Here is a 26,020-nt window from a genome sequence, read left to right as displayed (position 1 = left end):
GCCCTTCGTCGCGGCCTCGGCCGCGGCGGAGGGCACCCGTCTGTCCGGGTGTACGCCGTGTACACCCGGAACGTATCGACGCCGCGGGTAGGCTCGACCCCGACCACCCGAGGCGACGACCCAAAAGGACTGCACTCATGGCACCTGCCGCAACGACGCGCACCGAGACCGACTCCCTGGGATCGATGGAGATCCCCGCCGATGCATACTGGGGCATCCACACCGCCCGGGCCCTGGAGAACTTCCCGATCTCCATGCGGCCCATCTCCGTCTACAAGGACCTCGTGACCGCGCTCGCGATGGTCAAGCAGGCATCCGCCCGCGCGAACCTCGAGATCGGGGTGCTCGACGCCGAACGCGCCGACCTCATCGACCGCGCTGCCCAGCGCGTCATCGACGGGGATTTCCACGACCAGTTCGTCGTCGGCGTCGTGCAGGGCGGCGCCGGCACCTCCACCAACATGAACGCGAACGAGGTGATCACCAACATCGCGCTCGAGCTCGCGGGTCGTCCCAAGGGTGACTACGCGTACCTCTCGCCGATCGATCACACCAACCGCTCGCAGTCGACCAACGATGTCTACCCGACCGCGGTGAAGGTGGGGCTCAGTCTCGATCTGAAGACCCTTCTGGAGGAGCTGGACCTCCTGCGCCAATCGTTCCTTTCGAAGGCGGTCGAGTTCCACGACATCCTCAAGATCGGTCGCACCCAGCTGCAGGATGCCGTGCCGATGACCCTCGGCCAGGAGTTCCACGGTTTCGCGACGACCCTCGGCTACGACCACCAGCGCCTCACCGAGAACGCGTACCTGCTGTTCGAGATCAACATGGGCGCCACGGCGATCGGCACCGGCATCACGACCCACCCCGGTTATGCGCCCGCCGTCCTACGCCACCTGCGGGAGATCACGGGCCTCGACCTGGCGACCGCCGACGATCTGGTCGAAGCCACGAGCGACACGGGGTCGTTCATGTCGTTCTCCTCGACCCTCAAGCGCAACGCGATCAAGCTCTCGAAGATCGCCAACGACCTGCGGCTCCTCTCGAGCGGACCGCAGGCGGGCCTCGGCGAGATCAACCTTCCGGCCCGTCAAGCCGGATCCAGCATCATGCCCGGCAAGGTGAATCCGGTCATCCCCGAGGTCGTCAATCAGGTCGCGTTCTCCGTCGCCGGTGCCGACCTCACCGTCACGATGGCCGTCGAAGGCGGTCAGCTCCAGCTGAACGCGTTCGAGCCGATCATCGCCCACTCGATCTTCCAGTCGATCACGTGGATGCGACGCGCCATGCGCACCTTCCGCATCAACTGCGTCGACGGCATCACCGCGAACCGCGAGCGTCTCGGCGCCATGGTCGGCTCCTCGGTCGGTGTCGTCACGGCCCTCACCCCGTTCATCGGCTACGCGGCGTCGGCGGCTCTCGCCAAGACCGCGCTGCTGACCCACCGCAACGTCGGTGACCTCGTCGTCGAAGCCGGGCTCATGACTCGCGACGAGGTCGACAAGCAGCTCTCTCCGGCGCGGCTGTCGGGCCTGGAGGCGATCACGCAGGCCATTCCCGTCGTACAGCCCGCCGAGAACCTCGTCGAGAGCTGACGAATCCTTTGCGCGAGACGCGCGCGGGCCGATAACGTCGCTGTCAGCAACGCGCCGCACCGGCCGACCGAGGAGAGACGCATGACCGACCCCACCCAGCCCCCTGTGAATCCGCAGACTCCGCCGCCCGCCGCGCCGCCGCCGTACCAGCAGAGCGGCTACGCGGCCGCTCCCGCGTACAACGGCGGACCCGCGGCATCCACGGCCGCTCCCGGACGCACGCTCGGCATCGTCGCCCTCGTCCTGGCCATCGTTCCGGTCGGGCTGCAGCTGATCGGCCTCATCCTCGGCATCGTCGCCCTCGTCCAGTCCAAGAAGGCCGGTGTCAAGAACGGCATGGCGGTCGCGGCGATCATCGTCAGCTCCGTGCTGATCGTCGTCGGGATCATCGTCGGCATCATCATCGCGGTCGTGTTCGCCAACACGGCCGGGGACCTCATCCAGTTCTGTGCCAACAACCCGAGCGGCATCTACGAGCTCAACGGAGAGACCATCACCTGCAACGGCGGCTGAGCCCACCGCAGACGACGCCCCGGCGTCCGCGCACGCGGACGGCCGGGGCGTCGTACATTTCAGTCCAGAATGCGGCAATGGGTGGTGAGCTCACCGATGCCGTCGATACCCACCGTCACGATCGAGCGGTCGCGGAGGAAGATCTGCGGATCGCGAGAGTACCCCGCTCCTCCCGGACTGCCCGTCGAGATCAGGGTACCGGGCAGCAGCGTCGCCGACTGCGACAGATGCGCGATCAGCGTCGCCACCGAGCGGATCATCTGCCCGGTGGAGGCATCCTGAACGGTCTGGCCGTCGACGATCGCCCAGATGTGCAGGTTCTGCGGATCGGCGATCTCGTCGGCGGTGACGACGAAGGGACCGTTGGGGGTGAAGCCGTCGAACGACTTGCAACGCGACCACTGCGCTTCCGAGAACTGGATGTCGCGCGCGGTGATGTCGTTGACGACCGTGTACCCCCAGACATGGGCCAGTGCGTCCTCCGCGGCGACGTCCTTGGCGGGCGTGCCGATCACGACCCCGAGTTCCGATTCGTAGTCCACAGACTCGCTGAGCGATCGCGGCCACGAGGTGGTGGCATCGTGTCCGGACAGCGAGTTCGGCCACAGCACGAACACGGTCGGAGCGGTGTCGGCCTTCAGGCCCAGCTCGCTGGAGTGCGCCGCGTAGTTCAGGCCGACGGCAAGGACCACGGGCGGCTCGTCGACCGCAGGGCCGAACGTCGCGCCGTCCAGGGGGATGCCGTCGACCTGACGGGCAGCCTCGCGCACGCGGTCGAGGAGTTCGTCGCCCCCCTCGATCAGGGCCTGCAGCGTTCGCGGCGCCGCGTCGAACAGGTCCGCCACGGGGGCGATCCGTCCGGGCGCGACGACGACGACCAGCTGCGGATCGTCCGTTTCGGGCAGGAGGACGTGGGCGAAACGCATCCCTCCAGGGTAGTGCGGGGCGGTGAACTCCGCAGGTTTTGGTGATTTCGGTCGCTGGGCACCCGCCCCGACACAGACTCAGCGCCCGGTGCCGCGGCGATGCCTGCGTGTCTCCCGGGCGCTGAGTTGGCCTGTGTTCATTGTGTTCCGGGTGCGCGGAGGGTGTCAAGAGGGTGCCCGACTCATCCGCACATGCTTGGATGGACGCATGACCGAAGAGCGCACCAAGCCCGAGTTCGATGCCCCCGTGGGACCTGCTCCCGCCGACCTCGTCATCCGCGACATCATCGTCGGCGACGGCGATGAGGCGAAGCCCGGCGACAACGTCACCGTGCACTACGCCGGCGTCGAGTACGAGTCCGGCGAGGAGTTCGACTCCTCGTGGGGCCGCGGCGAGTCGATCCAGTTCCCGCTGCGCGGACTCATCCAGGGATGGCAGGACGGCATCCCCGGCATGAAGGTCGGCGGACGTCGCGAGCTGATCATCCCGCCGCACCTGGCCTACGGCCCCGCCGGCGGCCATTTCCTCGGCGGCAAGACGCTGATCTTCATCATCGACCTGCTCAAGGTCGGCTGATCGGACACTTTCGTGGGGAGGGGGTGGATGCCGCGGCATCCACCCCCTCCTCGTCTCTCCCGGATTGTTCCTCGAGAGTTTTTCCATGTGTGGGAATACATACGGATTCCGCGTGTTGACTAGCCGCAGACCGTTTCCCCGACGAAGGATGGCAGACATGACCGAAACCACCACCGTTCCCGAAATCCCTGGCTACAAGGCCGGCACCTGGGTGCTCGACCCCGCGCACAGCGAGGTCAGCTTCAGCATCCGCCACATGATGATCTCGAAGGTGCGCGGCGTCTTCGGTATCAAGCGCGCCACCATCGAGGCTCCGGAGAACCCGCTCGAGGCGAAGGTCAGCGCGACCGTCGACGTCGCCTCCATCAACACGAACGACGAGAACCGCGACAACCACCTGCGCAGCGCCGACTTCTTCGATGTGGCGCAGTTCCCGACCATTGAGTTCGTCTCCACCGGTGTCCGTTACCAGGACGGCGACTTCCTCGTCGACGGCGACCTCACGATGCACGGTGTCACCAAGCCGGTGACCTTCGAGCTCGAGTTCGGCGGCTTCGGCACCGACCCCTACGGCAACTACAAGGCCGGTGCCACTGCGACGGGCGTCATCAACCGCGAGGACTTCGGTCTGACGTGGAACGCCGCGCTCGAGACCGGCGGCGTGCTCGTCGGCAAGGACGTCACGATCACGCTCGACCTGCAGGGTTCGCTCCAGGCCTGACCCCCTTCGCCCGACGGCGGTCGTTCCCGTTCCAGCGGGACGGCCGCCGTTGCGGCATTCGGAGTCGGTTCTGCGCGAGGAGGATGCCGAGGAAGACGACCCCGGCGCCGACCGGCTCGTGCCAGCCGATGCGTTCACCGAGGACGAGAACGCCCAGCGCCACGCCCACGACCGGCGTGATGTACGTCACGGTCGACGCGGCCGTGGGCCCCCAGGCCCGCAGCGTGTTCTGGTTCCAGATGTAGGCCACGCCCGTGCCGAGGCAGCCCAGCAGCACCATGCTCACCACGATCCACGGGTCCAGCCGTACGGGCGTGAGGGCCACTGCCGGCGCCACGACCGTCATGATCACCGCGGCGATCCCGATGTTCACGAATGAGAAGGCGAGAGGGCTCATGCCCGAGTTCGCGAGGAAGCGGCGCATGTACGCGAGGCTGAAGCCGTAGCACGCGGTCGCGCCGAGAAGGGCGAGCTGAGCGAGCAGGCTCTGCGTGAGGTCGAGGCCGGTCCACGGTGCGATGATCACCACCACCCCGCCGATGCCGAGGGCGATGCCCGCGATCTGCACCGGCTTCAGACGCTCCACGCGGAACACGAGCGCCGCCATGATCGCGGTCATGATCGGGGTCGTCGCGTTGTAGATGCTTCCGAGGCCCGACGACACGTGCTGCTCGGCCCACGAGAACAGCAGGAACGGCACGACGCAGAAGCTCACCGCGAGCACCGTCATATGGCCCCACACCCGCGCGTCCTCGCGGCCCAGACCGGGCAGTCGGTCGCGACGGATGAGGACGAAGACCCCGAGCGTGGCCGCGCCCAGCACGAGACGCCCCCACGCGACCTGCGCGGGAGAGATGCCGCCGAGGGCGACCTTCATGAACAGGAAGCTCGATCCCCAGATGATCCCCATCAGGACGAACTGGACGGCGATCGCCGCCGAGGACGGCCCCGGGCGAACCGGGGTGGGAGCGGGCGAGCGGGTCACGCGCCGACTCTAGCGGCGGCCACGGACGCCGTCGGCGCCCGTGGTATGCCACGTCCGAAACCCGCCGAAGCCTGGCAGGCATCGAGCGTCAGGGATCGAGCGTCAGGGGACGGGGTTCTCGGCGTCGTAGCTGCGGAACCCCGGGTACAGGCGCGCGAGGGTCGCGACGATCGCGATGATCAGGATGCCGCCCATCAACGGTGGGAACCAGAGCGTGGTGATCGTGGCGAGCGTCCCCGCGTAGAGGGCTCCGATGCGGGGGCCGCCGGCCACGACGACGATGAAGATTCCCTGCAGCCGTCCCCGCATGGCATCCGGCACCGCAGCCTGCAGCATGGTGGAGCGGTAGATCGCGCTCACGTTGTCGGCGGCGACGCCGACGGCCAGCGCCACGCAGGCGGCGACGATCATCGCGATGTTCGCGTGGTCGGCATCCACTCCATTCGGGGCGCCGACGCCGACCGCGGCGAGCACCAACGCGAGAGCGAAGGCGCCGATGGCCGCGCCGTACACCTCGACCGCGCGCGCGATGCCTCGTCCATGCCAGCGATATCCGCCGACGCGCCCGGAGAACAGGCTCGAGAGGAAGGCGCCGGCCGCGATCGCGGCGGTGAGGATGCCGGCCGTGACCGGCCCGCCCCCGAGCAGCACCATACCGAGTGCCGGGAAGAGGGCGAGCGGCTGGCCGAAGGTCATCGCGACGATGTCCATCACGAACTGCAGGCGGATGTTCGGCGCGCGTTTCAGGAACGCGATCCCGTCCTTGAGCGACTCCAGTCCCGGGCGCACCGTCTCGCCCTCGGGGCGCATGGCGGGCAGTGTCCAGAGCCCGAGGAACAAGCTGAGCATGAGGATGACGTCGATGGAGTAGGTCCAGGCGTATCCGGTGGTCGCCACCAGGATCCCCGCCAGTGCGGGGCCGGCCATCACCATGATGCCCACAGTGACGCCCTGCAGGGCCGCTGCGGAGGGCAGCAGCTCGCGGGGGAGAAGGCGTGGGATGATCGAGGAGCGGCACGCCATCACGATGGAGTTGGCGGCCGCGTTGACGACGCTGAGGACATAGAGCGACCAGACCGCCTCCTGCTGCGTCCAGGCCAGAACGGCCAGCAGCAGCGTGGAGGCGAAGGTGACGGTCGCGGCCGTCAGAGCCACCGTGCGTCGGTCGAAGGCGTCGGCGAGCATGCCGCCGTAGATGCCCGCGAGCACCATCGGCACCAAACCCGCCACGGCGATCATCGAGACGGCGAACGTCGACGATGTCAGTGCGTACATGTGCAGCATGACGGCCATGATCGTGAGCTGGCCGCCGAGCCCCGACAGCGTCGAGCCGATCCACAGCCGCGCGAACGCAGGGCTGTGCCGGAACGGCGTCAGATCGATCAGGTGGCTGCCGCTCATGCGTCCACCTCGACGCGCTTGTGACGCGAGGCGTGTCCGCGGAGGATCGTGACGTCGCGCGGCGCCACGCCGAAGTGATCGGCGAGTACGCGCGTCACCGCGTCGTTGGCTGCGCCGTCGACGGCGCGCTCGCGCACGAAGACCGTGAGGCCCTCGGCATCCTGCTCGACGAGGGGGCCCTTGCGGCTGCCGGGTTTGACGTGGACGGAGAACTGCACGCCTGAAGCCTAAGAGGATTCGCCCGGGCCGCGGCGCCGAGTTTCCGCGACGGGCTCGGCGCTGGTAGACTCCTGAGGTTGCCGTTCGATCGGCCGCGGATAAAGAGAGCCCACGCATCAGGCGTCGGGCGCCGCGCAACGAAGAGGAAGGGGATCACCTATGGCACTGGAAGCAGACGTCAAGAAGGCGATCATCGAAGAGTACGCGACGCACCCCGGTGACACCGGATCCCCCGAGGTGCAGGTCGCGATGCTGACGCAGCGCATCAAGGACCTCACCGAGCACCTCAAGGAGCACAAGCACGACCACCACTCGCGTCGTGGCCTGTTCCTGCTCGTCGGTCAGCGTCGTCGCCTGCTGGGTTACCTGCAGGACATCGACATCAACCGTTACCGCTCGCTCATCGAGCGTCTCGGTCTGCGCCGCTAAGGCTTCGCGCCCAGCGTTCAATCGCGCAAAACATTCTTGGAGAGCCTCCCCACGGTGTGGGGAGGCTCTCGTCATTCCACGGCATCGTGAGGCGCTGACGCCCGGCGCCGGCGTCAGGCGCGGGCGGCGAGCAGGTCGGCGTGCCAGCGCTCGGCGACGTCGGGATGCGCGCGCAGGCGCGACTTGAGGGCGTTCTCGCCGTAGAGGCCGTGAATCGGGTTCGTCGGGTCCTGCGTCACCCCGCGCGCCTGCGCGGCCATCTCCAGCGGCAGTTCGATGAGCGGCAGCCGCGCATCGAGGGCGGGGTTGAAGAAGAAGGGCACCGAGATGCGGTCGTCCGGATGCCGCGGCGAGACGACTCGGTGATTGGTGGCGATGAGATAGCCGCCGGTCGCGTACTCGAGCATCTCGCCGATGTTCACGACGAAGGCTCCCGGCACGGGCGGCGCGTCGACCCATTCGCCGTCACGCTCGACCTGGAGCCCACCCTTGCCGGGCTCGACCCACAGCAGTGTGACGACGCCTGAGTCTTTGTGCGCACCCACGCCCTGCGCGGGCTCGGGGGAGGCCGAGCCGGGGTAGCGCACGATCTTCAGCAGCGTCGAGGGTTCTCCGAAGTGGTCGTCGAAGTATCCTTCGGAGGCGCCGAGGGCGAGCGCCCACGCGCGCAGCAGCTTTCGCGCGACGCCGGTGAGGTGCTCCTGCCACAGCGCGGCGACCTCGCGCAGTTCTGGCTGAGCCGCCGGCCAGAGGTTCGGGCCGATCAGTCGCGCGAAGTCGGGAGCGGCGGGGTCCGTGACCGCCTCCCGTTCCGGCCCGATGTCGATCTGCTCGCGCCAGTCGACCTTTCCCTGGGTGCGTTCCCCGCCCACCCGCGTGTACCCGCGGAAGTGCGGGCTCGTCACGTTCTCGATCGCGAGCTTGTCGGCCTCCGGCAAGGCGAAGAAGTCCCGCGCTGCGCGATGCAGGCGCTGTTCCAGCTCGGGGGTGACGCCGGTGCCGGTGAGATAGAAGAACCCGACGTCGTGCGTCGCCGATCGCAGCTCGTCGCGGAAGCGCGCTGCCGCCGCCGGCCCCGCGTCCAGCAGCGAGAGGTCGAGCACGGGGAGAGTGGGATCGCTCATGAGGCGAGGGTAGGCGTCCTGGTGCCGGCGCCGGCGGCATGTTGCGTCCGGTTACCGGTGTGCGGGTCGGGAATAACCTGGACACTGCGGTGTTGTACGAGATACATTCACTTGCATGGAATGGATGCCGAGGCATCCGGAAGGCGAAGGACACCGTGAACGAGAAGAGCCCGCAGATGCAGTTCGGCATCTTCACCGTCAGCGACATCACGCAGGACCCCACCACGGGCCACACGCCGAGCGAGGCCGAGCGCATCCGCGCCACCGTGGAGATCGCGAAGCACGCCGAAGAGGTGGGCCTGGACGTCTTCGCGCTCGGCGAGCACCACAACCCGCCGTTCTGGTCGTCGTCGCCCACGACGACGCTGGCGTACATCGCCGCCCAGACCGAGCGGCTCATCGTCTCGACCTCGACGACGCTGATCACCACGAATGACCCCGTGAAGATCGCCGAGGACTACGCGATGCTGCAGCACCTCTCCGGTGGCCGCATGGACCTCATGCTCGGCCGCGGCAACACGGGGCCTGTCTACCCCTGGTTCGGCAAGGACATCCGTCAGGGCCTTCCGCTGTCGATCGAGAACTACGCGCTGCTGCACAAGCTGTGGCGTGAGGACGTCGTGGACTGGGAGGGCAAGTTCCGCACCTCGCTGCAGGGCTTCACCGCGACCCCGCGGCCCCTCGACGGCGTCGCGCCCTTCGTCTGGCACGGCTCGATCCGCACGCCCGAGATCGCGGAGCAGGCCGCGTATTACGGCGACGGCTTCTTCGCGAACAACATCTTCTGGCCGGCCGAGCACTACCAGCGCCTCATCGGTCTCTACCGCCAGCGCTGGGAGCACTACGGCCACGGCGCACCGGAGACGGCGATCGTGGGCCTGGGCGGCCAGGCGTTCATGGCGAAGAACTCGCAGGATGCCGTGAACCAGTTCCGTCCGTACTTCGACAACGCCCCGGTGTACGGCCACGGCCCGTCGATGGAGGACTTCACCGAGATGACGCCGCTGACCGTCGGCTCGCCGCAGCAGGTCATCGACCGCTACGCGGGGATGCGCGACATCTTCGGCGACTACCAGCGCCAGCTGTTCCTCATGGATCACGCCGGCCTGCCGCTGAAGACGGTGCTGGAGCAGCTCGACTTCCTCGGCGGCGAGGTCGTGCCGGTGCTGCGCAAGGAGTTCGCGAAGGACCGTCCCGAGAACGTGGCGGACGCCCCGACGCACGCCTCTCTGGTCCGCGCCGCCTACGGCGACGGACCCTCACGCCAGGCGACGCCGCGCGCCAACCGCGGTGACAACCTGAGCGGGCCGTCGCCCTACCAGGACGCCCCCGCCCCCGCCGGTGCCGCGTTCGGAGTGGGGGCGACCCGATGAGCGCGCGTCGCATCGCCGTGGTCTCGGCCGGCCTGTCGAATCCCTCGTCCACGCGCATGCTCGCCGACCGCCTGGCGGCGGCGACGGTCGCGGCGCTGGCTGAGCTGACGGGTCCTGACGGCGCGCCCATCCAGGCCACCGTCGACACGATCGAACTGCGCGATCTCGCACACGACATCACGAACAACCTCCTGACCGGCTTCGCTCCACCCGCGCTGGAGTCGGCCATCAACACGGTCGTGTCGGCTGACGCCCTCATCGTGGTCACCCCGATCTTCTCCACGAGCTACTCGGGGCTGTTCAAGTCGTTCATCGACGTGCTCGACCCCGACGCGCTCACGGGCAAGCCCGTGCTGATCGGCGCCAATGCCGGCACGGCGCGGCATTCGCTCGCGATCGACTACGCCATCCGCCCGCTGTTCGCCTACCTGCACGCCGAAGCCGTCTCGACGGGTGTGTTCGCGGCATCCAGCGACTGGGGCGCCGCAGCCGATCAGGTCGCGCCGCTGAGCTCGCGCGTCGAGCGCGGTGCCCGCGAACTGGCCGAGGCCGTCGCGCGCCGTCAGCCCGCCGGCAGCGACGACCCGTTCGACCCCGCGAACTACCTCGGAGAGGGACGTTCCTTCGGTCACCTGCTCGGCGGTCTCGCCGGGGAGTGACTCCTGACGACGCCCCCGATCACGCTCCGGCGCGATCGGGGGCATCGCCGTCTCAGCCGGCTGCGGCCTCGGCGCGGGCGAGGGCGGATGCCGCGCGCACGAGAGCCAGGTGCGAGAGCGCCTGCGGGGTGTTGCCGGCCTGCCGCTTCTCGGCCACGTCGTACTCCTCGGACAGCAGGCCGACATCGTTCGCGCGGGCACAGGCGCGGTCCATGAGCGCCCGCGCATCGGCGAGACGGCCGCTCGCCGCGTACTGCTCGACGAGCCAGAACGAACACGCCAGGAACGGGTTCTCCGTGCCTTCCAGCCCGTCCACCCCCGACTCGGTGCGATAGCGCAGCACGAGGCCGTCGACCACGAGGGTGCGCTCGATCTCGGCCACGGTGGCCAGCATGCGCGGGTCGTCCGCGGCGCAGAATCCGACCGTCGGAAGCAACAGCAGCGAGGCATCGACCGCGTCCGTCGCGGTGTGCTGCACGAAATGGCCTCGTGGGGAGACTCCGTGAGCGTCGATGTCGGCGCGCACCCGGTCGCGCAGCTGCTCCCAGTGCGCGTCGGGGCCGTGCAGACCGTGTTCGCGCACCGAGCGCACGCCGCGATCGAATGCCGCCCACACCATGGCCCGGGAGTGCACGAAAACCTGCGGCGCACCGCGGATCTCCCAGATGCCCTGATCGGGTTCGTCGATGCGCTCCTCGGCACGGCGCAGCAGCGCGCGCTCCAGCGGCCACGAGATCGCCGACTGCTCGATGCCGGCCGCACGCGCGGCGAACAGGCACGTCATGACCTCACCGGTCACGTCGGCCTGGTACTGCTGCGCCGCACCGTTGCCGATCCGCACGGGCGCGGCACCCCCGTAACCGGGCAGGTCGCCGAGCTCCCGTTCCATGAGGTCGCGCTCGCCGGCGATGCCGTAGACGATCTGCAGGTCGGCCGGGTCGCCCGCGATCGCCCGCAGCAGCCAGCGCTGCCAGTGCGCCACGACGTGCGCGAAGCCCTGGCCGAGCAGCACCTCGATCGTCAGCGAAGCGTCTCGCAACCAGACGAAGCGGTAGTCCCAGTTGCGCTCGCCGCCGAACTGTTCGGGCAGCGACGTGGTGGGTGCGGCGATGATGCCGCCCGTGTCGCGGTGCGTGAGCGCGCGCAAGGTCAACAGCGAACGCACGACGACGTCGCGGTGCGGCCCGTGCACGTCGATGCGTTCGGCCCACGCGCTCCACCATTCGCGCGTGCACTGCAGGGCATCCTCGACGTCCAGCGGGGCGGGGACAGGGCGGTGCGAGGCATGCCAGGTGAGCGTGAGGTCGCGGTGCTCGCCGGCGGCGACGCTCAGCGTGCCGCGGTGCACGTGGTCGGTGGCCGTCAACGGTGCACCGCGCAGGGCCACAGCATCCGGTCCGGCGATCGCCGTCACCTCGGGGGCGTCGGCCGTCCCGGTCTGGCGCACCCACGGCAGCGCGCGGGCGTAGTCGAAGCGCAGTCGCACCTGCTGCTCGAACGCGACGCGGCCGCTGATGCCGACGACGCGGCGCACCAGGTCGACGCGGTGTACGACGTCGAGATGCCGGGGATCGACGGGCAGACAATCGTGCACCTCGGCCACGCCGTCCGCGCTCTCCCAGCGCGTGATAAGGGTGAAGGTGTCGCCGTCGTAGTGCCGTGTCGCCTGCGCGTCGGGATCGGCGGGCCGCAGCGCCCATCGTCCCTGATGGTCGTCGCCGAGGAGGGCGGCGAACACGGATGCCGAATCGAACCGCGGCAGGCACAGCCAGTCGATCGATCCGTCGCGCGAGACCAGCGCCGCCGTGCGGCAGCTGCTCAGGAGCGCGTAATCCTCGATGGGCGTGGGGGAGGGGATCCGGCCCGCGTATGCATCTGCCACGGAATGATTCTGCCCCCTCGCCGCCCCGCACCGGGCGACATAGGGTGTGCACATGGCTGACGTGTCGACACTGGTGATCATCGGGGCAAGCGGCGATCTGACGCAGCGACTGCTGCTGCCGGCGCTCGCCGATCTGCTGCGAGGACAACCGCAACGGCAGCTGCATCTGGTCGGTGTCGGTCGCACCGAGATCAGCGACGCGCAGTGGCGGCGACGTGTGCGGACCGCGTTCCGGGAAGCCGGAGCGGACGATGCCTTCTCCGCTGTCGCGTCGACGCCGTTCATCACGGCCGACGCGACGACCGCCGCGGGCCTGCGCGCGGTGATCGGCGCCGTCCCGGAGGGGCGGCTCGTGCTCTACTTCGCCGTGCCGCCCGCTGCGGCGGCGGCCGCCTGCGCGGCGCTGTCTCCGGCCGATCTGCCCGAGGGGACGATCCTCGCGTTGGAGAAGCCGTTCGGTGAGGACGAAGCCAGCGCGCGTGAACTCAATGCGGTACTGCTGAAGCTGCTGCCCGAGGAGCAGGTCTTCCGCGTCGATCACTTCCTCGGCCGCTCCACCGTTCTCGACGTGCTCGGCGCCCGGTTCGCGAACCGGCTTCTGGAGCCCATCTGGTCAGCGGAGCACATCGAGCGGGTCGAGATCCGCTTCGACGAGACCCTCGGGTTGGAGGGGCGTGCGGGCTTCTACGATCACGCCGGGGCACTCGTCGACATGATCCAAAGCCATCTGCTGCAGGTGATGGCCGTCGTCGCGATGGAGCCCCCCGCGGCCCTCACCGCGACGGACGTGCGTGACGCCACCGCGGCGGTGCTGCGGGCGACGCACGTCTGGGACGACAACGCCGTGCGCTCCTCGCACCGCGCGCGCTACACGGCCGGCACGGCGGGCGAGGAACGGATGCCGTCGTACGTCGACGAGCCGGGCGTCGATCCCGCACGGGAGACCGAGACGCTCGCGCAGGTGCGCGTCGAGGTGCGAAACGCCCGGTGGGCCGGCGTGCCGTTCACCCTGCGATCCGGTAAGGCGCTGGCAGCCAAGCGTGCGGAAGTCGACGTGGTCCTGCGACCCGTGCGCCACCTGCCCGTCGGTTTCACCGGCGATGCGAGCGGAGCCGTCATCCGCTTCGGCCTCGGGCCCGACAAGCTCACGATGCAGATCTCGGTCAACGGCGGCGCGGAGCCGTTCGCCCTGCACCGCGCCACTCTCGAGGCCGCCCTCGGTCTGGGCACGCATGCCGCCTACACGGAGGTGCTCGCCGCGATCCTCGACGGCGACGCCATGCTGGCCGTCCGCGGAGACGCCGCCGAGGAGTGCTGGCGCATCATCCAACCCGTCCGTGATGCGTGGCGACGCGGCGATGTGCCCATGGAGGACTACCCGGCCGGATCGGATGGTCCCGACGGGTGGGCCGCTTCCTGACTCATCTCCAGCGGTACTCGGTCTCCGGCCGTCCGCGCGTGCCGTAGCGGGGGGCGCGATCCACGCGACCGGCATCCGCGAGGTGCTCGAGGTAGCGCCGGGCCGCGACACGCGACATGCCCAGCGCATCGGCTGCTTCGGTCGCCGACAGTCCTCCTCCGTCGCGGACGGCCCGCGATACGCGTTCCAGCGACGCGGGGGACAGCCCCTTCGGCAACGCGATCGTCCCCGTCGGGCGCAGCGCCCCCAGCATCGCATCGATTTCGGATTGGGTCGCCGCTCCGGATGCCGCGCGTGCGCGCTCGCGGTATGCGCGGTACTGCTCCAGCCGGTCGTGGAAGGTCGCGAAGGTGAACGGCTTGACGAGGTACTGCGCCGCGCCGAGGGCGACCACCTGGCGGACGACGTCGGCGTCGCGCACCGAGGTGATGGCGATGACGTCGACGTCGGCGGCACGTGCGCGGACGTGCCGCAGGACGTCGAGGCCGGAGCCGTCGGGCATGGTCATGTCCAGCAGCACGAGATCGATGCGGTCGCGATCGGATGCGTCCAGAATCGCCGTGACCGCGGCCCGTGCGCCCGCGCACTCGGCGACCACCTCGAAACCGTCGACCCGGTCGATGTACGAGCGGTGCAGTTCGAGCGTCAGTGCCTCGTCATCGACGAGCAGCACGCCGATCATGACTGCACCGTCGGCAGGACGACGCGGAACGTCGTCGGGGAGAGATCGACGGCGATCGTCCCGCCGATCTCGTCGATGACGGCGCGCACCAGCGCCAGCCCGATGCCGCGGCCGTCGCTGCCGGTCGGCTTCGTCGAGAACCCTCGCTCGAACATCCGTGCACGCACCTCCTCGTCGGGACCGTCGCCGGAGTCGGAGACGGTGAGCAGCAGTTCGTCCTCCACCGTGCGCGACATGTGCACGCGCACCCACCTCGGCGTCGGCCCGGCGGCCGCGGCATCCAGGGCGTTGTCGATGAGATTGCCGACGAGCGCGACGGCGTCGATCGGGCTGAGAAGCGAACGGGGGGCATCCGCGGCGATGTCGGTCGACCATTCGATGCCGCGTTCCATCGCCTGCGAGGCCTTGCCCAGCAGCAGCGCCCCCACCGTGGGATCGCCGTCTGTGCGGGCAGCGACCTGGTCGACGAGTGCCTGGCTCTGCCGCGCCGAATCCGTCAGGATGCCGATCGCGTCGTCCGTGCGCCCCAGTTCGATCAGCGCGACGGCGGCGTGCATGCGATTGCCATGCTCGTGGGTCTGCGCGCGCAGGGCCTCGCCGAGTGTGCGCATCGACTCGGCGGAGGCCAGGGTGTCGCGGATGGCACCGGCGGGAAGGTCGCCGGCGACCAGACGGGTCGCACGGCGGGCGAGCACCGCACCGGCAAGCCCGGCGCCGACGAGCACGAGGCCGACGGCCGCGACGACGAGCAGGCGTGGCACCACTTGCGCGGTCACCGTCCGGATCGTCACGCCGACCGAGACCCAGCCGACGAGGCGCCCGTCGACCTCGACGGGCACGATCGTGCGCAGCGACGGCCCGAGCGTTCCGCTGAACTCCTCGGTGAGAGGCGCCGGCGAGGCCGGGATGGTGCCGATGTAGTGCTTTCCGATCTGTGCCGGGTCACGATGCGTCACGCGGATGCCGTCGGCATCCATGATCGTGACGAAGTCGACGCCAGCGCCCGACATGACCGCCGTCGCCACCGGCTGCAGCGTGCGGCTGGCGGCGGCGTCGTCGCTCTGCGCGAGGGCCGTAGAGACCTCTCGCAGGTCGGCGAGGGTCGCCGCCACCGCCTGCGTGACACGCTCTGCCTCGGCCCGCGCGGTGCGCTGCGCCTCCAGCACCAGCAGCCCGGCAGTTGCCAGAGCCAGCACGAGAGCGGCGCCGGCCAGCCACAGGAAGATCCGGGACGCGGCGCTGCGTCCGATCCTTCGGGTCATGGCGTCCTCGGCAGTCGATGGCGGGTCGTCGGGTCGTCCCAGCCGCGTATCGGAGCGGCCGCCGGGACCAATACGACCACAAGTGAACCACGAGGGGGCCCGCACTGCACTCTGTGCGTGTGGCCGCCAGCGTCGGCAGCCCCCGAACAACGACCCGTTCACACCTGGAGGCGGACATGGCCCTCACATCATCTTTCAAGCTCCCCGGCTACAACTGGCGCCGCGGCAAGAGCTCGTGGGACAAGCACACCTGGCTCTATGTGGCGGTGATCATCGCGGTGGTCCTGGGAGCCGTCGTCGGTCTCGCCTGGCCGGACTTCGCGAAGGGGCTCGAGCCGGTCGGCAAGGCCTTCGTCAACCTCATCAAGATGATGATCGCGCCGATCATCTTCTGCACCATCGTGGTCGGCGTCGGATCGATCGCGAAGGCCGCCACGGTCGGAAAGATCGGCGGACTCGCCCTGCTCTACTTCCTCGTGATGTCGACGTTCGCGCTGGCGATCGGCCTCGTCGTCGGCAACATCATCCATCCGGGCGAAGGCCTGAACATGGCCGGCGCCACCTACGACGCCGGCAAGTCCACCGAGGCCACAGACACCGTGAGCTTCCTCCTCGGGATCATTCCCACGACGTTCTTCAGCGCCTTCACCGGCCCGAGTGTCCTGCAGGTGCTGTTCATCGCGCTGCTGGTGGGCTTCGCGCTGCAGCAGCTCGGGAAGAAGGGTGAGCCGATCATGTTCGCCGTCAAGCAGCTGCAGGTGCTCGTTTTCCGCATCCTCGGCATGATCCTGTGGCTCGCCCCGATCGGGGCGTTCGGCGCGATCGCGGCGGTCGTCGGCAAGACCGGCGTCTCGGCCATCGTGAGCCTCGGCATCCTGATGATCGCCTTCTACATCACGTGTGCGGTCTTCATCATCGGAGTGCTCGGGTCGCTGCTGTACGTCGTCACCCGCGTCAACATCTTCAGCCTGATCAAATACCTGGCTCGCGAGTACCTCCTCATCATCGGCACGAGCTCCTCCGAGTCGGCGCTGCCGCGTCTGATCGGCAAGATGGAGCACATCGGCGTATCCAAGCCGGTCGTCGGCATCACGGTGCCCACCGGGTACTCGTTCAACCTGGACGGCACCGCGATCTATCTGACGATGGCGTCGCTGTTCATCGCCACCGGGATGGGGATGCCGATGTCGATCCCCGAGCAGATCGGCCTACTGGTGTTCATGATCATCGCCTCCAAGGGCGCTGCGGGCGTGACCGGTGCGGGCCTGGCGACTCTCGCCGGCGGTCTGCAGGCGTTCCGTCCCGATCTGGTCAACGGCGTCGGCGTCATCGTCGGCATCGACCGCTTCATGTCCGAGGGTCGCGCCGTCACCAACTTCACCGGCAACGCCGTGGCCACCCTCCTCATCGGCACCTGGACGAAGCAGATCGACCGCGACCGCGTGCGCGATGTGCTCTCCGGACGCATCCCGTTCGACGAGGCCACCCTCACCGGCGACGGGCACGATGGCATGTCCACCGACACCGCGGCCGTCGGCACGCAGGGCCTGGAGGAGGCTGCGATCGCCGAGGCCGAGGCGAAGCAGGAGCGCGCACGTCAGCGCGCCGGGGTGCGCTGACCCGATCTGCACGCACCGGTGCCGCGCTCCCGATCATGTGTCGGGGGCGCGGCGCCGTTGTGCGCGGGTGACGATGGCGTCCGTCGCCGCGCCGAGCGCGATCGCCACCACGATCGAGGCGATCACGGCGGCGACGGTGCCGCCCGGGATGATGGCCGCGACGGCCGCGCCGAGCAACGCCTGGTAGAGCGCCCACGCGCTCGCCGCAGGCGCTGCCAGCAGCAGGTAGCGCCGCAGCGGCATCCGTGAGGCACCCGCGACGAGGTTCACGGCGAGGCGGGCGAACGGGATGAAGCGGGCCGTGAACATCATCGTGGCACCGCGGCGGTCCAGCGCGGTTCGCGCCGTACCGAAGGCCGCCGCCACTCTGGGCCCGCGCATCCAGCGCCACCGCTCGAGCCCCGCCGTGCGGCCGACGAGATAGCAGCCGAGGTCTCCGGTCAGCGCGGCCGCCGCCGCGACGACGATGACGGCGGTGAGCGGGGGAGAGCCTTCCGCGACGGCGAGGGCGCCGAGCGTCGTGACGGCAGCCTCGCCCGGGATGACGACGAGGAAGGCGTCACCGACGACGAGGAGCGCCATCGCGGGGAGGGCCCACGGGCTCTGGGCGAGGGCCTGCAACCACGCGTCGCTCACTCCCTCGGAGTATCACGCCGTCATGAACGCGCGGGGAACGGCGTGTGCGGCGGTGACGTCGGGGTGGCCGCCACGGGACCGTTCGGCGAACACTGCGTTCCGGCGCCCGATTCGGCCCCGTCACCGGCCCCGCAGCCGCGACGCTGGACCCATGAGAGTCGCGTTCGTCGCCGAGTCGTTCCTGCCTCACATGAACGGGGTCACCGGTTCGGTGCTGCAGTCCGTCCGCCACCTCACCGCGAGCGGACACGAGGCTCTCGTCGTCGCCCCCGGCGCACCGGGGGCACGCTCCGACGCGCAGACGCGCCTGCTGCCCTCGATGCCACTGCCGGGCTACCCCCAGGTGCGTGTGGCGTTCGGGCGCACCGGTACCCTGGCCGGCATCCTGCGGGACTACCACCCCGACGTCGTCCACCTCGCCTCGCCGTTCGTGTTGGGCTGGCGCGCCGTCGCGGCGGCGGCGAGCCTGGAGCTGCCGACCGTGGCCGTCTACCAGACCGATGTCATCGCCTATGCCAGAAAGTACGGTCTGCCGCGGGCGACGGCCCTCACCGCGGCGCACGTCGCCCGCCTGCACGCCCGCGCGACGCTCACCCTCGCCCCGTCCTCGGCGGCGCTCTCGCAACTCGATGAGCTCGGCGTCGATCGCACCCGCCTCTGGGGCCGCGGTGTCGACACCGAACGCTTCCACCCCGGCCGTCGCAGTGACGCGTGGCGCCAGTGGATCGCTCCGGGCGAGGTCATCGTCGGCTACGTGGGGCGACTCGCTCCCGAGAAGCAGGTGGAGGATCTGGCCGTGATCGCCGGGATGCCGGGTGTGCGGCTGGTCATCGTCGGCGACGGTCCCGCGCGTGCCCGGCTGGAGCGTGCGCTGCCGGGCGCGGTGTTCCTCGGACACCTCTCCGGGATCGAGCTCGCCCAGGCGGTGGCCGGCTTCGACGTCTTCGTGCACCCGGGGGAGAGCGAGACGTTCGGTCAGACGATCCAGGAAGCACACGCCAGTGGGGTTCCCGTGGTGGCCACGGGACGCGGCGGCCCCGTCGACCTGGTCCGCTCCAGCGTGGACGGCTGGCTCTATCGCCCCGGCGACCTCGACGATCTGCACGACCGTGTGCGCGATCTCGTCGGCGACGCGACCAAGCGGCAGGCGTTCGGGACGGCGGCACGCGCGGGCGTCGAAGAGCGCACCTGGCCCGCGCTCGTCGACACTCTTCACACCTACTACCTCGAGGCGCAGCAGCTGCACGGGGCCGGTCTTTCGACGGCGCGCGCAGCGCGGGTGCGCCCGGCATCCATCGCTCCTGCCCGCCCGCCGCGGTCGTGGAGCCGCGTCGTGGCACTCGGCGATTCGCTCACCGAAGGTTTGTGCGACACGTCCCGCATGCCCGAGGGTCAGTACCGGGGATGGGCCGACCGTCTGGCGACGCTCCTCGCGCAGCGCTCGTCGTCGACGGTGCGCTACGCGAACCTCGCCGTCCGCAGTCGCCGGGTGCGCGATCTGCTCGACGAGCAGCTGCCGCGGGCGCTCGAGCTCGCTCCGGATCTGACCACCGTGCTGATCGGCGCGAACGACCTCGTGTCGCATCGCGCCGATCCGGACGTGCTCGCCGATCGGCTGGACTACGCCGTCGGTGTGTTGCGGGCCGCCGGCAGCGATGTGCTGCTGGTGACGCCGTTTCTTCCCGCTCGTCGTGCGTCGGGGCTGTTCGCGCGGCGCTTCGCCCGGTTCGCCGAGCGCCTGCGCGAGACGGCGACGGTACACGGGGCATTCCTCCTCGACCTCGACATCGACCCGGACGTCGGGGAACTCGAGAAGTGGTCGCACGACAAGGTGCACCTGAGCTCACGAGGCCACCGCTTCGTCTCCTACCGCGCCGCGGAGGTGCTCGGGGTGCCGGATGTCGAAGCGCTCGGGGCGCTCGATGCCGCTCTGCACGCGGAAGAGGATCGTCCGGTCTCGGGGACCTGGCTCACGCGCGACGCCTTGCCCTGGGTGTGGCGGCGCCTGCGCGGCCGCACGGCAGGTGACCAGATCACCGCGAAGCACACCGATTACATCGAGCTTCCGGCCGGAGGATCGAGCGCGCGGACCCCCGCGCCACAGTCCTGAGGCGAGCGAGCGGCTGCGGCGGAGTCAGCCGCTCTTGCGGCGGAACTCCCGCTTGGCGACTGCGCCGTGGCTGGCGTGCACCGACGAGTCTCCGTCGAGGTGCGCCTCACCCGAGCGGTGCTGCGCGTTCTTCTTGTCGAGCGCCTCCTTGAACTTGCGCTTCATCTCATCGGATGCCGAGGTGTCGTGGGTGCTCATACCGTCAACCATACGCACGCCGAGGTGCGACTGATAGGGTTGAGCAGGTTGCCGTGGATCTTCCGCGGCATCCGGAGCAGGCCGGCAGGAAGCTGGTCCCCTGTGGTGGGTTCCCGTTCGATGAGATCCGATGCGAACGGTGGCTTTCTACTGGTGGCCAGCGCTGATCGTCCCGGCGGCGCCGCACGCGGAGCCGCCGCGCGTCTGGATCTGCCTGTTCCTGCTCCTTCGCACGATCTCGTGCGCGAGACGCGCGCGCGAGTCTAAACAAAGAAGGAGAGACCTCTTGGAAGGTCCAGAAATCACCGCCGCCGAAGCCGTTCTCGACAACGGCCGATTCGGCACCCGCACGATCCGGTTCGAGACCGGACGACTGGCGCAGCAGGCACAGGGTGCCGTTGCCGCCTACCTCGACGAAGAGACCATGCTGCTGTCGGCCACCAGTGCGGGCAAGCACCCGCGTGAGGGCTTCGACTTCTTCCCGCTGACCGTCGACGTCGAAGAGCGTTCGTACGCCGCCGGCAAGATCCCCGGTTCGTTCTTCCGTCGCGAGGGTCGGCCCTCCACCGAGGCGATCCTCGTGTGCCGCCTCATCGACCGCCCGCTGCGTCCGTCGTTCGTCGACGGCCTGCGCAACGAGGTCCAGATCGTCGTGACCGTCCTGAGCATCGCCCCGGGCGAGTTCTACGACGCGCTGGCGATCAACGCGGCATCCCTGTCGACGCAGATCTCCGGTCTGCCCTTCTCCGGCCCCATCGCCGGTGTCCGCCTCGCGCTCATCCCGGGCCACGGCGAGCACGCCGACCAGTGGGTCGCGTTCCCGACGGCCGCTCAGGTCGAGGAGGCCGTGTTCGACCTGATGGTCGCCGGTCGCGTCCTCGAGGACGGCGACGTCGCGATCATGATGGTCGAGGCCGAGGCGACCGAGAACAGCTGGAACCTCATCAAGGCCGGCGCGACCAAGCCCAGCGAGGAGATCGTCGCGCAGGGTCTGGAGGCCTCCAAGCCCTTCATCAAGGAGCTCGTCGCCGCGCAGAACGTCATCGCGAACACCGCGGCCAAGGAGATCCAGCCCTACCCGGTCTTCCCGGCGTACGCGAAGGAGACCTACGACTTCGTCGCCGGACGCGCCTACGACCGCCTCGTGCCGGTCTACCAGATCGCCGACAAGATCGAGCGCCAGAACGCCGACGACGCCGTCAAGGACGACGTCAAGGCGCAGCTCGTGGCCGCCGTCGAGGCGGGCGAGCTGCCCGAGAGCGCCCTGGCCGAGTTCGGTGCCGCGTACAAGTCGGTCACCAAGCTCATCGTCCGCAGCCGCATCCTCACGGAGGGCGTGCGCATCGACGGCCGCGGTCTGGCGGACATCCGTCCGCTGGATGCCGAGGTGCAGGTCATCCCGCGCGTGCACGGCTCCGCGATCTTCCAGCGCGGCGAGACCCAGATCCTGGGTGTCACGACGCTGAACATGCTGAAGATGGAGCAGCAGATCGACTCGCTGTCGCCCACGACGAGCAAGCGCTACATGCACCACTACAACTTCCCGCCGTACTCGACCGGTGAGACCGGTCGCGTCGGCTCGCCGAAGCGTCGCGAGATCGGGCACGGCTTCCTCGCCGAGCGCGCCCTCGTGCCGGTGCTGCCCAGCCGCGAGGAGTTCCCCTACGCGATCCGTCAGGTCTCCGAGGCTCTCGGCTCCAACGGCTCGACGTCGATGGGCTCGGTCTGCGCCTCGACGCTGTCGCTGCTCAACGCGGGTGTGCCGCTGCGCGCCCCCGTGGCCGGCATCGCGATGGGCCTGGTCTCCGACCAGGTCGACGGCCAGACCCGCTATGCGGCGCTGACCGACATCCTCGGCGCCGAGGATGCCCTCGGCGACATGGACTTCAAGGTCGCGGGCACGAGCGAGTTCGTCACGGCGATCCAGCTCGACACGAAGCTCGACGGCATCCCGTCGTCGGTGCTCACGGCCGCGCTGACGCAGGCCAAGGACGCGCGCATGACGATCCTGAACGTCCTCAACGCCGCCATCGACGGACCGGACGAGATGGCGCCGACCGCGCCGCGCGTCATCAGCGTGCAGATCCCCGTCGACAAGATCGGTGAGCTGATCGGCCCGAAGGGCAAGACGATCAACGCGATCCAGGACGAGACCGGCGCGCAGATCTCCATCGAGGAGGACGGCACCGTCTACATCGGCGCGACCGATGGCCCGTCGGCGGAGGCCGCGCGCGCTCAGGTCAACGCGATCGCCAACCCCACCAACCCGGAGGTGGGCGAGCAGTTCCTCGGAACCGTCGTCAAGCTCGCGGCGTTCGGTGCCTTCATCTCGCTGCTGCCCGGCAAGGACGGCCTGCTGCACATCAGTGAGGTGCGCAAGCTCGCCGGTGGCAAGCGCGTCGAGAACGTCGAAGACGTGCTCGGCGTCGGCCAGAAGCTGCTCGTCAAGATCACCAAGATCGACGACCGCGGCAAGCTGTCCCTCGAGCCGGTGCTCGAAGAGGCCGCCGACCAGGAAGGCCGTGCGGCGGCCAGCGAAGGCCCGGAGGCCCCCGCCGAAGGCTGAGTGCTTCGTCGCCCGGCGCTGAGGGGTGCACCCTTGAGCGTGCCGCGGCGGCGACCCGGACACGGATGCCCGCTTCCTCCCGTCTCGGAGGGGCGGGCATCCGTTCGTTCATCCGGTGTCCACCGGATGGGGGACACCGCCCCCGCGCACAGCGACGCCGTGACGCAAGCGTTATGGAATGTTTACCGTTCGTTGGGCTCAATGCGCGGACCGTACCCGCGTCTGCCCTACCCTCGGAACTACGCATCGGGGGGTGGGTAGACAAGAAGAGCGACACCGCATCCGCGGTTCGTGAAGGGGGTGAACGGATGGGTTACTTCGGTATCGGCGCGACACCGACGGCCGTCAGAACAGCGCCGCCCGCGCACCCCTCCGCTCCCATTCCCGTTCAGGGGGCACCCGTGGGAGCCGGCATCCGCGTTCCGCTCGGCGAGTCCGGGCTTGAGGTCTTTCCGTTCCTCCTCGGTGCCGCCGAGTTCGGCTGGCACGTCGATCTCACCGCCGCGCACGGCATCCTCGACGCGTACCGTGCCCGGGGCGGCAATGCCGTGCACACGTCCGACGGTTACGCGGCGGGGCGCAGCGAGCACATCGTCGGGCAATGGATGCAGCGTCGCGGCATCCGCGACGACATCGTCGTCGCCGTTCGCGTCGGCGCCAACCCCGACCACCCCGGGCTCGGTCCGGTGAACCTCATCCGGGCTGTCGAAGCGTCGCTCACGCGGTTGCACACGGACCGGATCGATCTGCTGTACCTCGACGCACTGTCCGATGACGCGACCACTCTCGAGGACACTCTGGCCACGGTGGAATGGCTGATCGAGTCGGGAAAGGTGCGCGCCGTCGGCGCCTACGGTCATACGGCCGCCCAGCTGGTCGAAGCCCGGATTCTCGCCTCGGCGGGCTACCCCCGCTTCACGGTGCTCGATGTCCCGTACAACATCTTGCGGCAGTCGGAGTTCGAGGGAGACCTGCGTCTCGTGGCCAGCGCCCAGGGCATCGCCGTGACGCCGTCGCAGGCGCTCGAGCACGGTTACCTCGCCGGCGTACATCGCGACCGTGCTCAGGTGGCGTATTCGGTTCGCGGCATCCAACTGGCGGCGGCCATGAACCGGCGCGGATCGCGAACGCTCCGTGCGCTGGACCGCATCGGTGACGAACTCGCGGTGCCGCCGTCGGCCGTCGCCATCGCCTGGCTGCTGGCGCAGCGCGCCGTCGTCGCCCCGATCGTGAACGTCTTCGCGGTGAGCCACGTCGACGAGCTGGTGCAGGGCGTGGGGGCGCGGCTCAGCCGCTCTCACCTGGGCGAGATCGCACGCGCCACGCAGTAGAGGGTGGCGTGTCGCCCGGTGTCAAGACCCGGGGCGACGGCGACGGCCTGACGTAGGCTGGGAGCTGCCCCACCCCCAGGCGAGACGAGTATGACGTGACGCATTACCTGTACCTCGTGCGACACGGAGAGCATCTCGACGCGGAGCACGGACTCGAAGACGGCCCGCTGTCGCCGCGGGGTCGACGCCAGGCGGAGCTTCTCGCCGACCGGCTGTCCGGCGTGCCGCTGGATGCCGTGTGGCACTCGCCTCTGGAGCGCGCGGCCGAGACGGCCCGCGCGGTGGCAGGTCGCCTCCCCTCGGTGACTCCGAAGCCCTCGGCGCTGCTGTTCGACTGCATTCCCACCGGGATGCTGCCCGAGACGCCGTCGATCTACGAGCCGTTCTTCGGCTCCTACACCGAGGCCGAGATGGACGCCGGGCGCGCACAGATGGGGGATGCGGTCGCCGAGTTCCTCGTTCGCAAACCCGCCGCCCATGAGCTGCTCATCACCCACAACTCCGTCATCGCCTGGTTCGTCCGTGAGGTGCTCGACGCCCCGGACTGGCGATGGATGACGATCAATCAGGCGCACTGCGGTCTCACGGTGCTCGCCCAGCGCAAGGGCCGGCCGTGGGCTCTTGTGACCCACAACGACCTCGCCCATCTGCCGATGGAGCTGCGTACGGGCCTGCCCGAGGTTCCTCCGGTCTGAGCGAACGCGGGATGAGCGGCGACCGCTTCCGGGGCCCGGCATCCGCCGCTGCGCGAGCGGTCGTCCGCGTTCACAACTCCGGAGATTCTCGCCGGGCCGTCGGGACGCCTGCGCCCCCGCACGGAAACCCGGGCGCGAGTCGACGAAACTCCGGAGTTGTGAACAGGCCGCGTGCGCGCCACCAGGCCACGGCCTCCACGAGTTCCGTGACGTCGTGTTCCGCAGCGGGCATGTCGACATCTTCCACGCGCCTCGGCCGGTCAGCCGACGCAGACGCCCGAGCTCAGAGCACCTTGCCGTACCAGCGGGTCGCGTTCGGGTTGTCGTTGTAGGGCTCGATGGCGGTGAAACCCGAGCGCGCGTAGAGCGCGCCGGCGGCCTCCAGCGTGTGGTGGGTGTCGAGCACGAGCTCTGCCGCGCCGAACGCGCGGGCCCGCTCCTCGAGCGCGTCCAGCAGAAGCCGACCCCAGCCGCGACCGCGGGTGCGCGGCTGCAGGTACAGATGCTTGACCTCGTACCGCACGCCCGCCGGTCCGTCCTCGACCCTGCGGATGCCGCCGCACCCGGCATCCGCCCCGTCATCGTCGACGAGCACGAGAAAGACGCCTGCCGGCGGCGTGAAGACGGATGCCGCGGGGAGGACCGGACGGTACGCCTGCCCCTGAGGGAACGCGTCGGCACGCATCCGGAAGTACTCCTCCAGCAGGGCATGTGCGCGCGGGTCGTCGGCGGCGAGGGGGTCGAGCAGCACCATCCCTCGAGCGTAACCGTGTCGGCCGCACGGCCTAGGCTGGAACCATGACGACGAGAGTGGCCCTCGTGGGCGGCACCGGCAAGCTCGGTGCGATCATCGCCGGCGTGATCGACGAGCTCGACGACTTCGAGACGGTGGCCGTTCTCGGGTCGGCGAGCGATCTCGCCGAGATCGACGCGGCCGATCTCGTCGTCGATGCGTCGACGCCCGGTGTGTCGATCGATGTCGTCCGCGCGGCGATCGAACGCGGGAAGAACGTGCTCGTCGGCACCTCGGGCTGGTCGACCGAACGGATCGCGCTGGTGCGCCCCCTCGTCGAAGCGGCGGGGACGGGGGCGGTTTT

Annotated in this window: 24 protein-coding genes and 1 pseudogene; 14 read left to right on the top strand and 11 right to left on the bottom strand. The window is 69.5% G+C overall.

The features are described from left to right. The first annotated feature begins 137 nt into the window (after positions 1–137). A complete protein-coding gene (locus AS96_RS07340) occupies positions 138–1,595 on the top strand; it encodes an aspartate ammonia-lyase (protein WP_036287668.1) in 1,458 nt (485 codons plus the stop codon). A gap of 81 nt (positions 1,596–1,676) precedes the next feature. Continuing rightward, positions 1,677–2,108 (top strand): DUF4190 domain-containing protein, encoded by a 432-nt coding sequence (locus AS96_RS07335; RefSeq protein WP_036287666.1) that lies wholly within the window; start codon positions 1,677–1,679, stop codon positions 2,106–2,108. A gap of 59 nt (positions 2,109–2,167) precedes the next feature. Here AS96_RS07335 and AS96_RS07330 read toward each other — a convergent pair whose 3' ends face one another. Beyond that, positions 2,168–3,034 (bottom strand): fumarylacetoacetate hydrolase family protein, encoded by an 867-nt coding sequence (locus tag AS96_RS07330; protein WP_036287663.1) that lies wholly within the window; start codon positions 3,032–3,034, stop codon positions 2,168–2,170. A gap of 208 nt (positions 3,035–3,242) precedes the next feature. Between AS96_RS07330 and AS96_RS07325 the strand changes: the two genes are divergently transcribed. Further along, the gene (locus tag AS96_RS07325) at positions 3,243–3,611 is read left to right on the top strand and encodes an FKBP-type peptidyl-prolyl cis-trans isomerase (RefSeq protein ID WP_036287661.1); all 369 of its coding nucleotides are present in this window, start codon (positions 3,243–3,245) and stop codon (positions 3,609–3,611) included. Between the two features lie 157 nt (positions 3,612–3,768). Continuing rightward, positions 3,769–4,332 (top strand): YceI family protein, encoded by a 564-nt coding sequence (locus AS96_RS07320; protein ID WP_036287658.1) that lies wholly within the window; start codon positions 3,769–3,771, stop codon positions 4,330–4,332. Here the strand turns inward: AS96_RS07320 and AS96_RS07315 are convergent. The 3 genes from AS96_RS07315 to AS96_RS07305 form a co-directional block, all read right to left on the bottom strand. Further along, positions 4,298–5,317, bottom strand: coding sequence for a DMT family transporter (locus AS96_RS07315; protein ID WP_081767995.1), 1,020 nt, complete (start codon positions 5,315–5,317; stop codon positions 4,298–4,300). The two genes, AS96_RS07320 and AS96_RS07315, sit on opposite strands and share 35 nt — an antisense overlap. 102 nt (positions 5,318–5,419) lie before the next feature. Then, positions 5,420–6,718, bottom strand: coding sequence for an MFS transporter (locus tag AS96_RS07310; RefSeq protein ID WP_036287656.1), 1,299 nt, complete (start codon positions 6,716–6,718; stop codon positions 5,420–5,422). Next, positions 6,715–6,936, bottom strand: a complete 222-nt coding sequence (locus AS96_RS07305) for a DUF167 domain-containing protein (protein WP_036287653.1) — start codon at positions 6,934–6,936, stop codon at positions 6,715–6,717. Before AS96_RS07305 ends, AS96_RS07310 begins: the two co-directional genes overlap by 4 nt. Positions 6,937–7,096: 160 nt before the next feature. On the opposite strand from AS96_RS07305, the gene rpsO reads away from it, so the two are divergent. Further along, positions 7,097–7,366, top strand: coding sequence for a 30S ribosomal protein S15 (rpsO, locus tag AS96_RS07300; protein ID WP_005048780.1), 270 nt, complete (start codon positions 7,097–7,099; stop codon positions 7,364–7,366). 113 nt (positions 7,367–7,479) lie between these two features. On the opposite strand, the gene AS96_RS07295 is transcribed toward rpsO, so the two are convergent. Further along, positions 7,480–8,490: an isopenicillin N synthase family dioxygenase gene (locus AS96_RS07295; protein WP_036287650.1), complete on the bottom strand. Its 1,011-nt coding sequence runs from the start codon at positions 8,488–8,490 to the stop codon at positions 7,480–7,482. Between the two features lie 176 nt (positions 8,491–8,666). Here AS96_RS07295 and AS96_RS07290 point away from each other — a divergent pair, with 176 nt between their 5' ends. Beyond that, complete coding sequence (locus tag AS96_RS07290; RefSeq protein ID WP_197017275.1) at positions 8,667–9,863, top strand: LLM class flavin-dependent oxidoreductase; 1,197 nt, start codon at positions 8,667–8,669, stop codon at positions 9,861–9,863. Further along, the gene (locus AS96_RS07285; RefSeq protein ID WP_036287646.1) at positions 9,860–10,522 is read left to right on the top strand and encodes a CE1759 family FMN reductase; all 663 of its coding nucleotides are present in this window, start codon (positions 9,860–9,862) and stop codon (positions 10,520–10,522) included. The genes AS96_RS07290 and AS96_RS07285 overlap by 4 nt, the downstream gene beginning before the upstream one ends. 52 nt (positions 10,523–10,574) lie before the next feature. Here the strand turns inward: AS96_RS07285 and AS96_RS07280 are convergent, their stop codons facing one another. Continuing rightward, positions 10,575–12,404, bottom strand: coding sequence for a glycoside hydrolase family 15 protein (locus tag AS96_RS07280; RefSeq protein WP_081767994.1), 1,830 nt, complete (start codon positions 12,402–12,404; stop codon positions 10,575–10,577). A 52-nt stretch (positions 12,405–12,456) separates the two neighbouring features. Between AS96_RS07280 and AS96_RS07275 the strand changes: the two genes are divergently transcribed. Further along, complete coding sequence (locus tag AS96_RS07275) at positions 12,457–13,824, top strand: glucose-6-phosphate dehydrogenase (protein ID WP_036287644.1); 1,368 nt, start codon at positions 12,457–12,459, stop codon at positions 13,822–13,824. A 1-nt stretch (position 13,825) separates the two neighbouring features. On the opposite strand, the gene AS96_RS07270 is transcribed toward AS96_RS07275, so the two are convergent. Beyond that, a complete protein-coding gene (locus tag AS96_RS07270; protein ID WP_005048793.1) occupies positions 13,826–14,506 on the bottom strand; it encodes a response regulator in 681 nt (226 codons plus the stop codon). After that, positions 14,503–15,768: a sensor histidine kinase gene (locus AS96_RS07265; protein WP_036287642.1), complete on the bottom strand. Its 1,266-nt coding sequence runs from the start codon at positions 15,766–15,768 to the stop codon at positions 14,503–14,505. Before AS96_RS07265 ends, AS96_RS07270 begins: the two co-directional genes overlap by 4 nt. Positions 15,769–15,944: 176 nt before the next feature. Here AS96_RS07265 and AS96_RS07260 point away from each other — a divergent pair, with 176 nt between their 5' ends. After that, complete coding sequence (locus AS96_RS07260; RefSeq protein ID WP_036287639.1) at positions 15,945–17,387, top strand: cation:dicarboxylate symporter family transporter; 1,443 nt, start codon at positions 15,945–15,947, stop codon at positions 17,385–17,387. Between the two features lie 33 nt (positions 17,388–17,420). Here AS96_RS07260 and AS96_RS07255 read toward each other — a convergent pair whose 3' ends face one another. Continuing rightward, positions 17,421–18,023, bottom strand: coding sequence for a DedA family protein (locus tag AS96_RS07255; protein WP_005048809.1), 603 nt, complete (start codon positions 18,021–18,023; stop codon positions 17,421–17,423). Between the two features lie 151 nt (positions 18,024–18,174). Here AS96_RS07255 and AS96_RS07250 point away from each other — a divergent pair, with 151 nt between their 5' ends. Beyond that, entirely contained in the window at positions 18,175–20,133 is a 1,959-nt protein-coding gene (locus AS96_RS07250; RefSeq protein ID WP_036287637.1) for a GDSL-type esterase/lipase family protein, read from the top strand. 24 nt (positions 20,134–20,157) lie between these two features. Here AS96_RS07250 and AS96_RS15470 read toward each other — a convergent pair whose 3' ends face one another. Beyond that, the gene (locus AS96_RS15470) at positions 20,158–20,331 is read right to left on the bottom strand and encodes a DUF5302 domain-containing protein (protein ID WP_100226788.1); all 174 of its coding nucleotides are present in this window, start codon (positions 20,329–20,331) and stop codon (positions 20,158–20,160) included. 286 nt (positions 20,332–20,617) lie between these two features. Between AS96_RS15470 and AS96_RS07245 the strand changes: the two genes are divergently transcribed. The 3 genes from AS96_RS07245 to AS96_RS07235 all read left to right on the top strand — a co-directional run bounded on the left by AS96_RS07245 (position 20,618) and on the right by AS96_RS07235 (position 24,923). After that, entirely contained in the window at positions 20,618–22,897 is a 2,280-nt protein-coding gene (locus AS96_RS07245) for a polyribonucleotide nucleotidyltransferase (RefSeq protein ID WP_036287635.1), read from the top strand. 308 nt (positions 22,898–23,205) lie between these two features. Then, positions 23,206–24,228, top strand: a complete 1,023-nt coding sequence (locus tag AS96_RS07240; protein ID WP_036287632.1) for an aldo/keto reductase — start codon at positions 23,206–23,208, stop codon at positions 24,226–24,228. 95 nt (positions 24,229–24,323) lie between these two features. Next, complete coding sequence (locus AS96_RS07235) at positions 24,324–24,923, top strand: histidine phosphatase family protein (RefSeq protein ID WP_005048819.1); 600 nt, start codon at positions 24,324–24,326, stop codon at positions 24,921–24,923. Positions 24,924–25,206: 283 nt separating this feature from the next. Here the strand turns inward: AS96_RS07235 and AS96_RS07230 are convergent, their stop codons facing one another. Continuing rightward, positions 25,207–25,677: a GNAT family N-acetyltransferase gene (locus tag AS96_RS07230; protein WP_036287629.1), complete on the bottom strand. Its 471-nt coding sequence runs from the start codon at positions 25,675–25,677 to the stop codon at positions 25,207–25,209. A gap of 44 nt (positions 25,678–25,721) precedes the next feature. On the opposite strand from AS96_RS07230, the pseudogene AS96_RS07225 reads away from it, so the two are divergent. Further along, positions 25,722–26,020 (top strand): annotated as a pseudogene (locus AS96_RS07225) (4-hydroxy-tetrahydrodipicolinate reductase); the annotation flags it as partial.

Source organism: Microbacterium sp. MRS-1 (genome assembly GCF_000585455.1).
Taxonomy (GTDB): domain Bacteria; phylum Actinomycetota; class Actinomycetes; order Actinomycetales; family Microbacteriaceae; genus Microbacterium; species Microbacterium laevaniformans.
This window is presented reverse-complemented; position numbering and strand designations above follow the sequence as displayed.

What these genes read in the sequence shown, in the direction of transcription:
- rpsO (WP_005048780.1), top strand. Translation starts at nt 7,097, where the DNA reads ATGGCACTGGAAGCAGACGTCAAGAAGGCGATCATCGAAGAGTACGCG.
- AS96_RS07330 (WP_036287663.1), bottom strand. Translation starts at nt 3,034, where the DNA reads ATGCGTTTCGCCCACGTCCTCCTGCCCGAAACGGACGATCCGCAGCTG.
- AS96_RS07290 (WP_197017275.1), top strand. Translation starts at nt 8,667, where the DNA reads ATGCAGTTCGGCATCTTCACCGTCAGCGACATCACGCAGGACCCCACC.
- AS96_RS07320 (WP_036287658.1), top strand. Translation starts at nt 3,769, where the DNA reads ATGACCGAAACCACCACCGTTCCCGAAATCCCTGGCTACAAGGCCGGC.
- AS96_RS07340 (WP_036287668.1), top strand. Translation starts at nt 138, where the DNA reads ATGGCACCTGCCGCAACGACGCGCACCGAGACCGACTCCCTGGGATCG.
- AS96_RS07230 (WP_036287629.1), bottom strand. Translation starts at nt 25,677, where the DNA reads ATGGTGCTGCTCGACCCCCTCGCCGCCGACGACCCGCGCGCACATGCC.
- AS96_RS07265 (WP_036287642.1), bottom strand. Translation starts at nt 15,768, where the DNA reads ATGACCCGAAGGATCGGACGCAGCGCCGCGTCCCGGATCTTCCTGTGG.
- AS96_RS07285 (WP_036287646.1), top strand. Translation starts at nt 9,860, where the DNA reads ATGAGCGCGCGTCGCATCGCCGTGGTCTCGGCCGGCCTGTCGAATCCC.
- AS96_RS07295 (WP_036287650.1), bottom strand. Translation starts at nt 8,490, where the DNA reads ATGAGCGATCCCACTCTCCCCGTGCTCGACCTCTCGCTGCTGGACGCG.
- AS96_RS07310 (WP_036287656.1), bottom strand. Translation starts at nt 6,718, where the DNA reads ATGAGCGGCAGCCACCTGATCGATCTGACGCCGTTCCGGCACAGCCCT.
- AS96_RS07325 (WP_036287661.1), top strand. Translation starts at nt 3,243, where the DNA reads ATGACCGAAGAGCGCACCAAGCCCGAGTTCGATGCCCCCGTGGGACCT.
- AS96_RS07275 (WP_036287644.1), top strand. Translation starts at nt 12,457, where the DNA reads ATGGCTGACGTGTCGACACTGGTGATCATCGGGGCAAGCGGCGATCTG.
- AS96_RS07240 (WP_036287632.1), top strand. Translation starts at nt 23,206, where the DNA reads ATGGGTTACTTCGGTATCGGCGCGACACCGACGGCCGTCAGAACAGCG.
- AS96_RS07260 (WP_036287639.1), top strand. Translation starts at nt 15,945, where the DNA reads ATGGCCCTCACATCATCTTTCAAGCTCCCCGGCTACAACTGGCGCCGC.
- AS96_RS15470 (WP_100226788.1), bottom strand. Translation starts at nt 20,331, where the DNA reads ATGAGCACCCACGACACCTCGGCATCCGATGAGATGAAGCGCAAGTTC.
- AS96_RS07250 (WP_036287637.1), top strand. Translation starts at nt 18,175, where the DNA reads ATGAGAGTCGCGTTCGTCGCCGAGTCGTTCCTGCCTCACATGAACGGG.
- AS96_RS07270 (WP_005048793.1), bottom strand. Translation starts at nt 14,506, where the DNA reads ATGATCGGCGTGCTGCTCGTCGATGACGAGGCACTGACGCTCGAACTG.
- AS96_RS07335 (WP_036287666.1), top strand. Translation starts at nt 1,677, where the DNA reads ATGACCGACCCCACCCAGCCCCCTGTGAATCCGCAGACTCCGCCGCCC.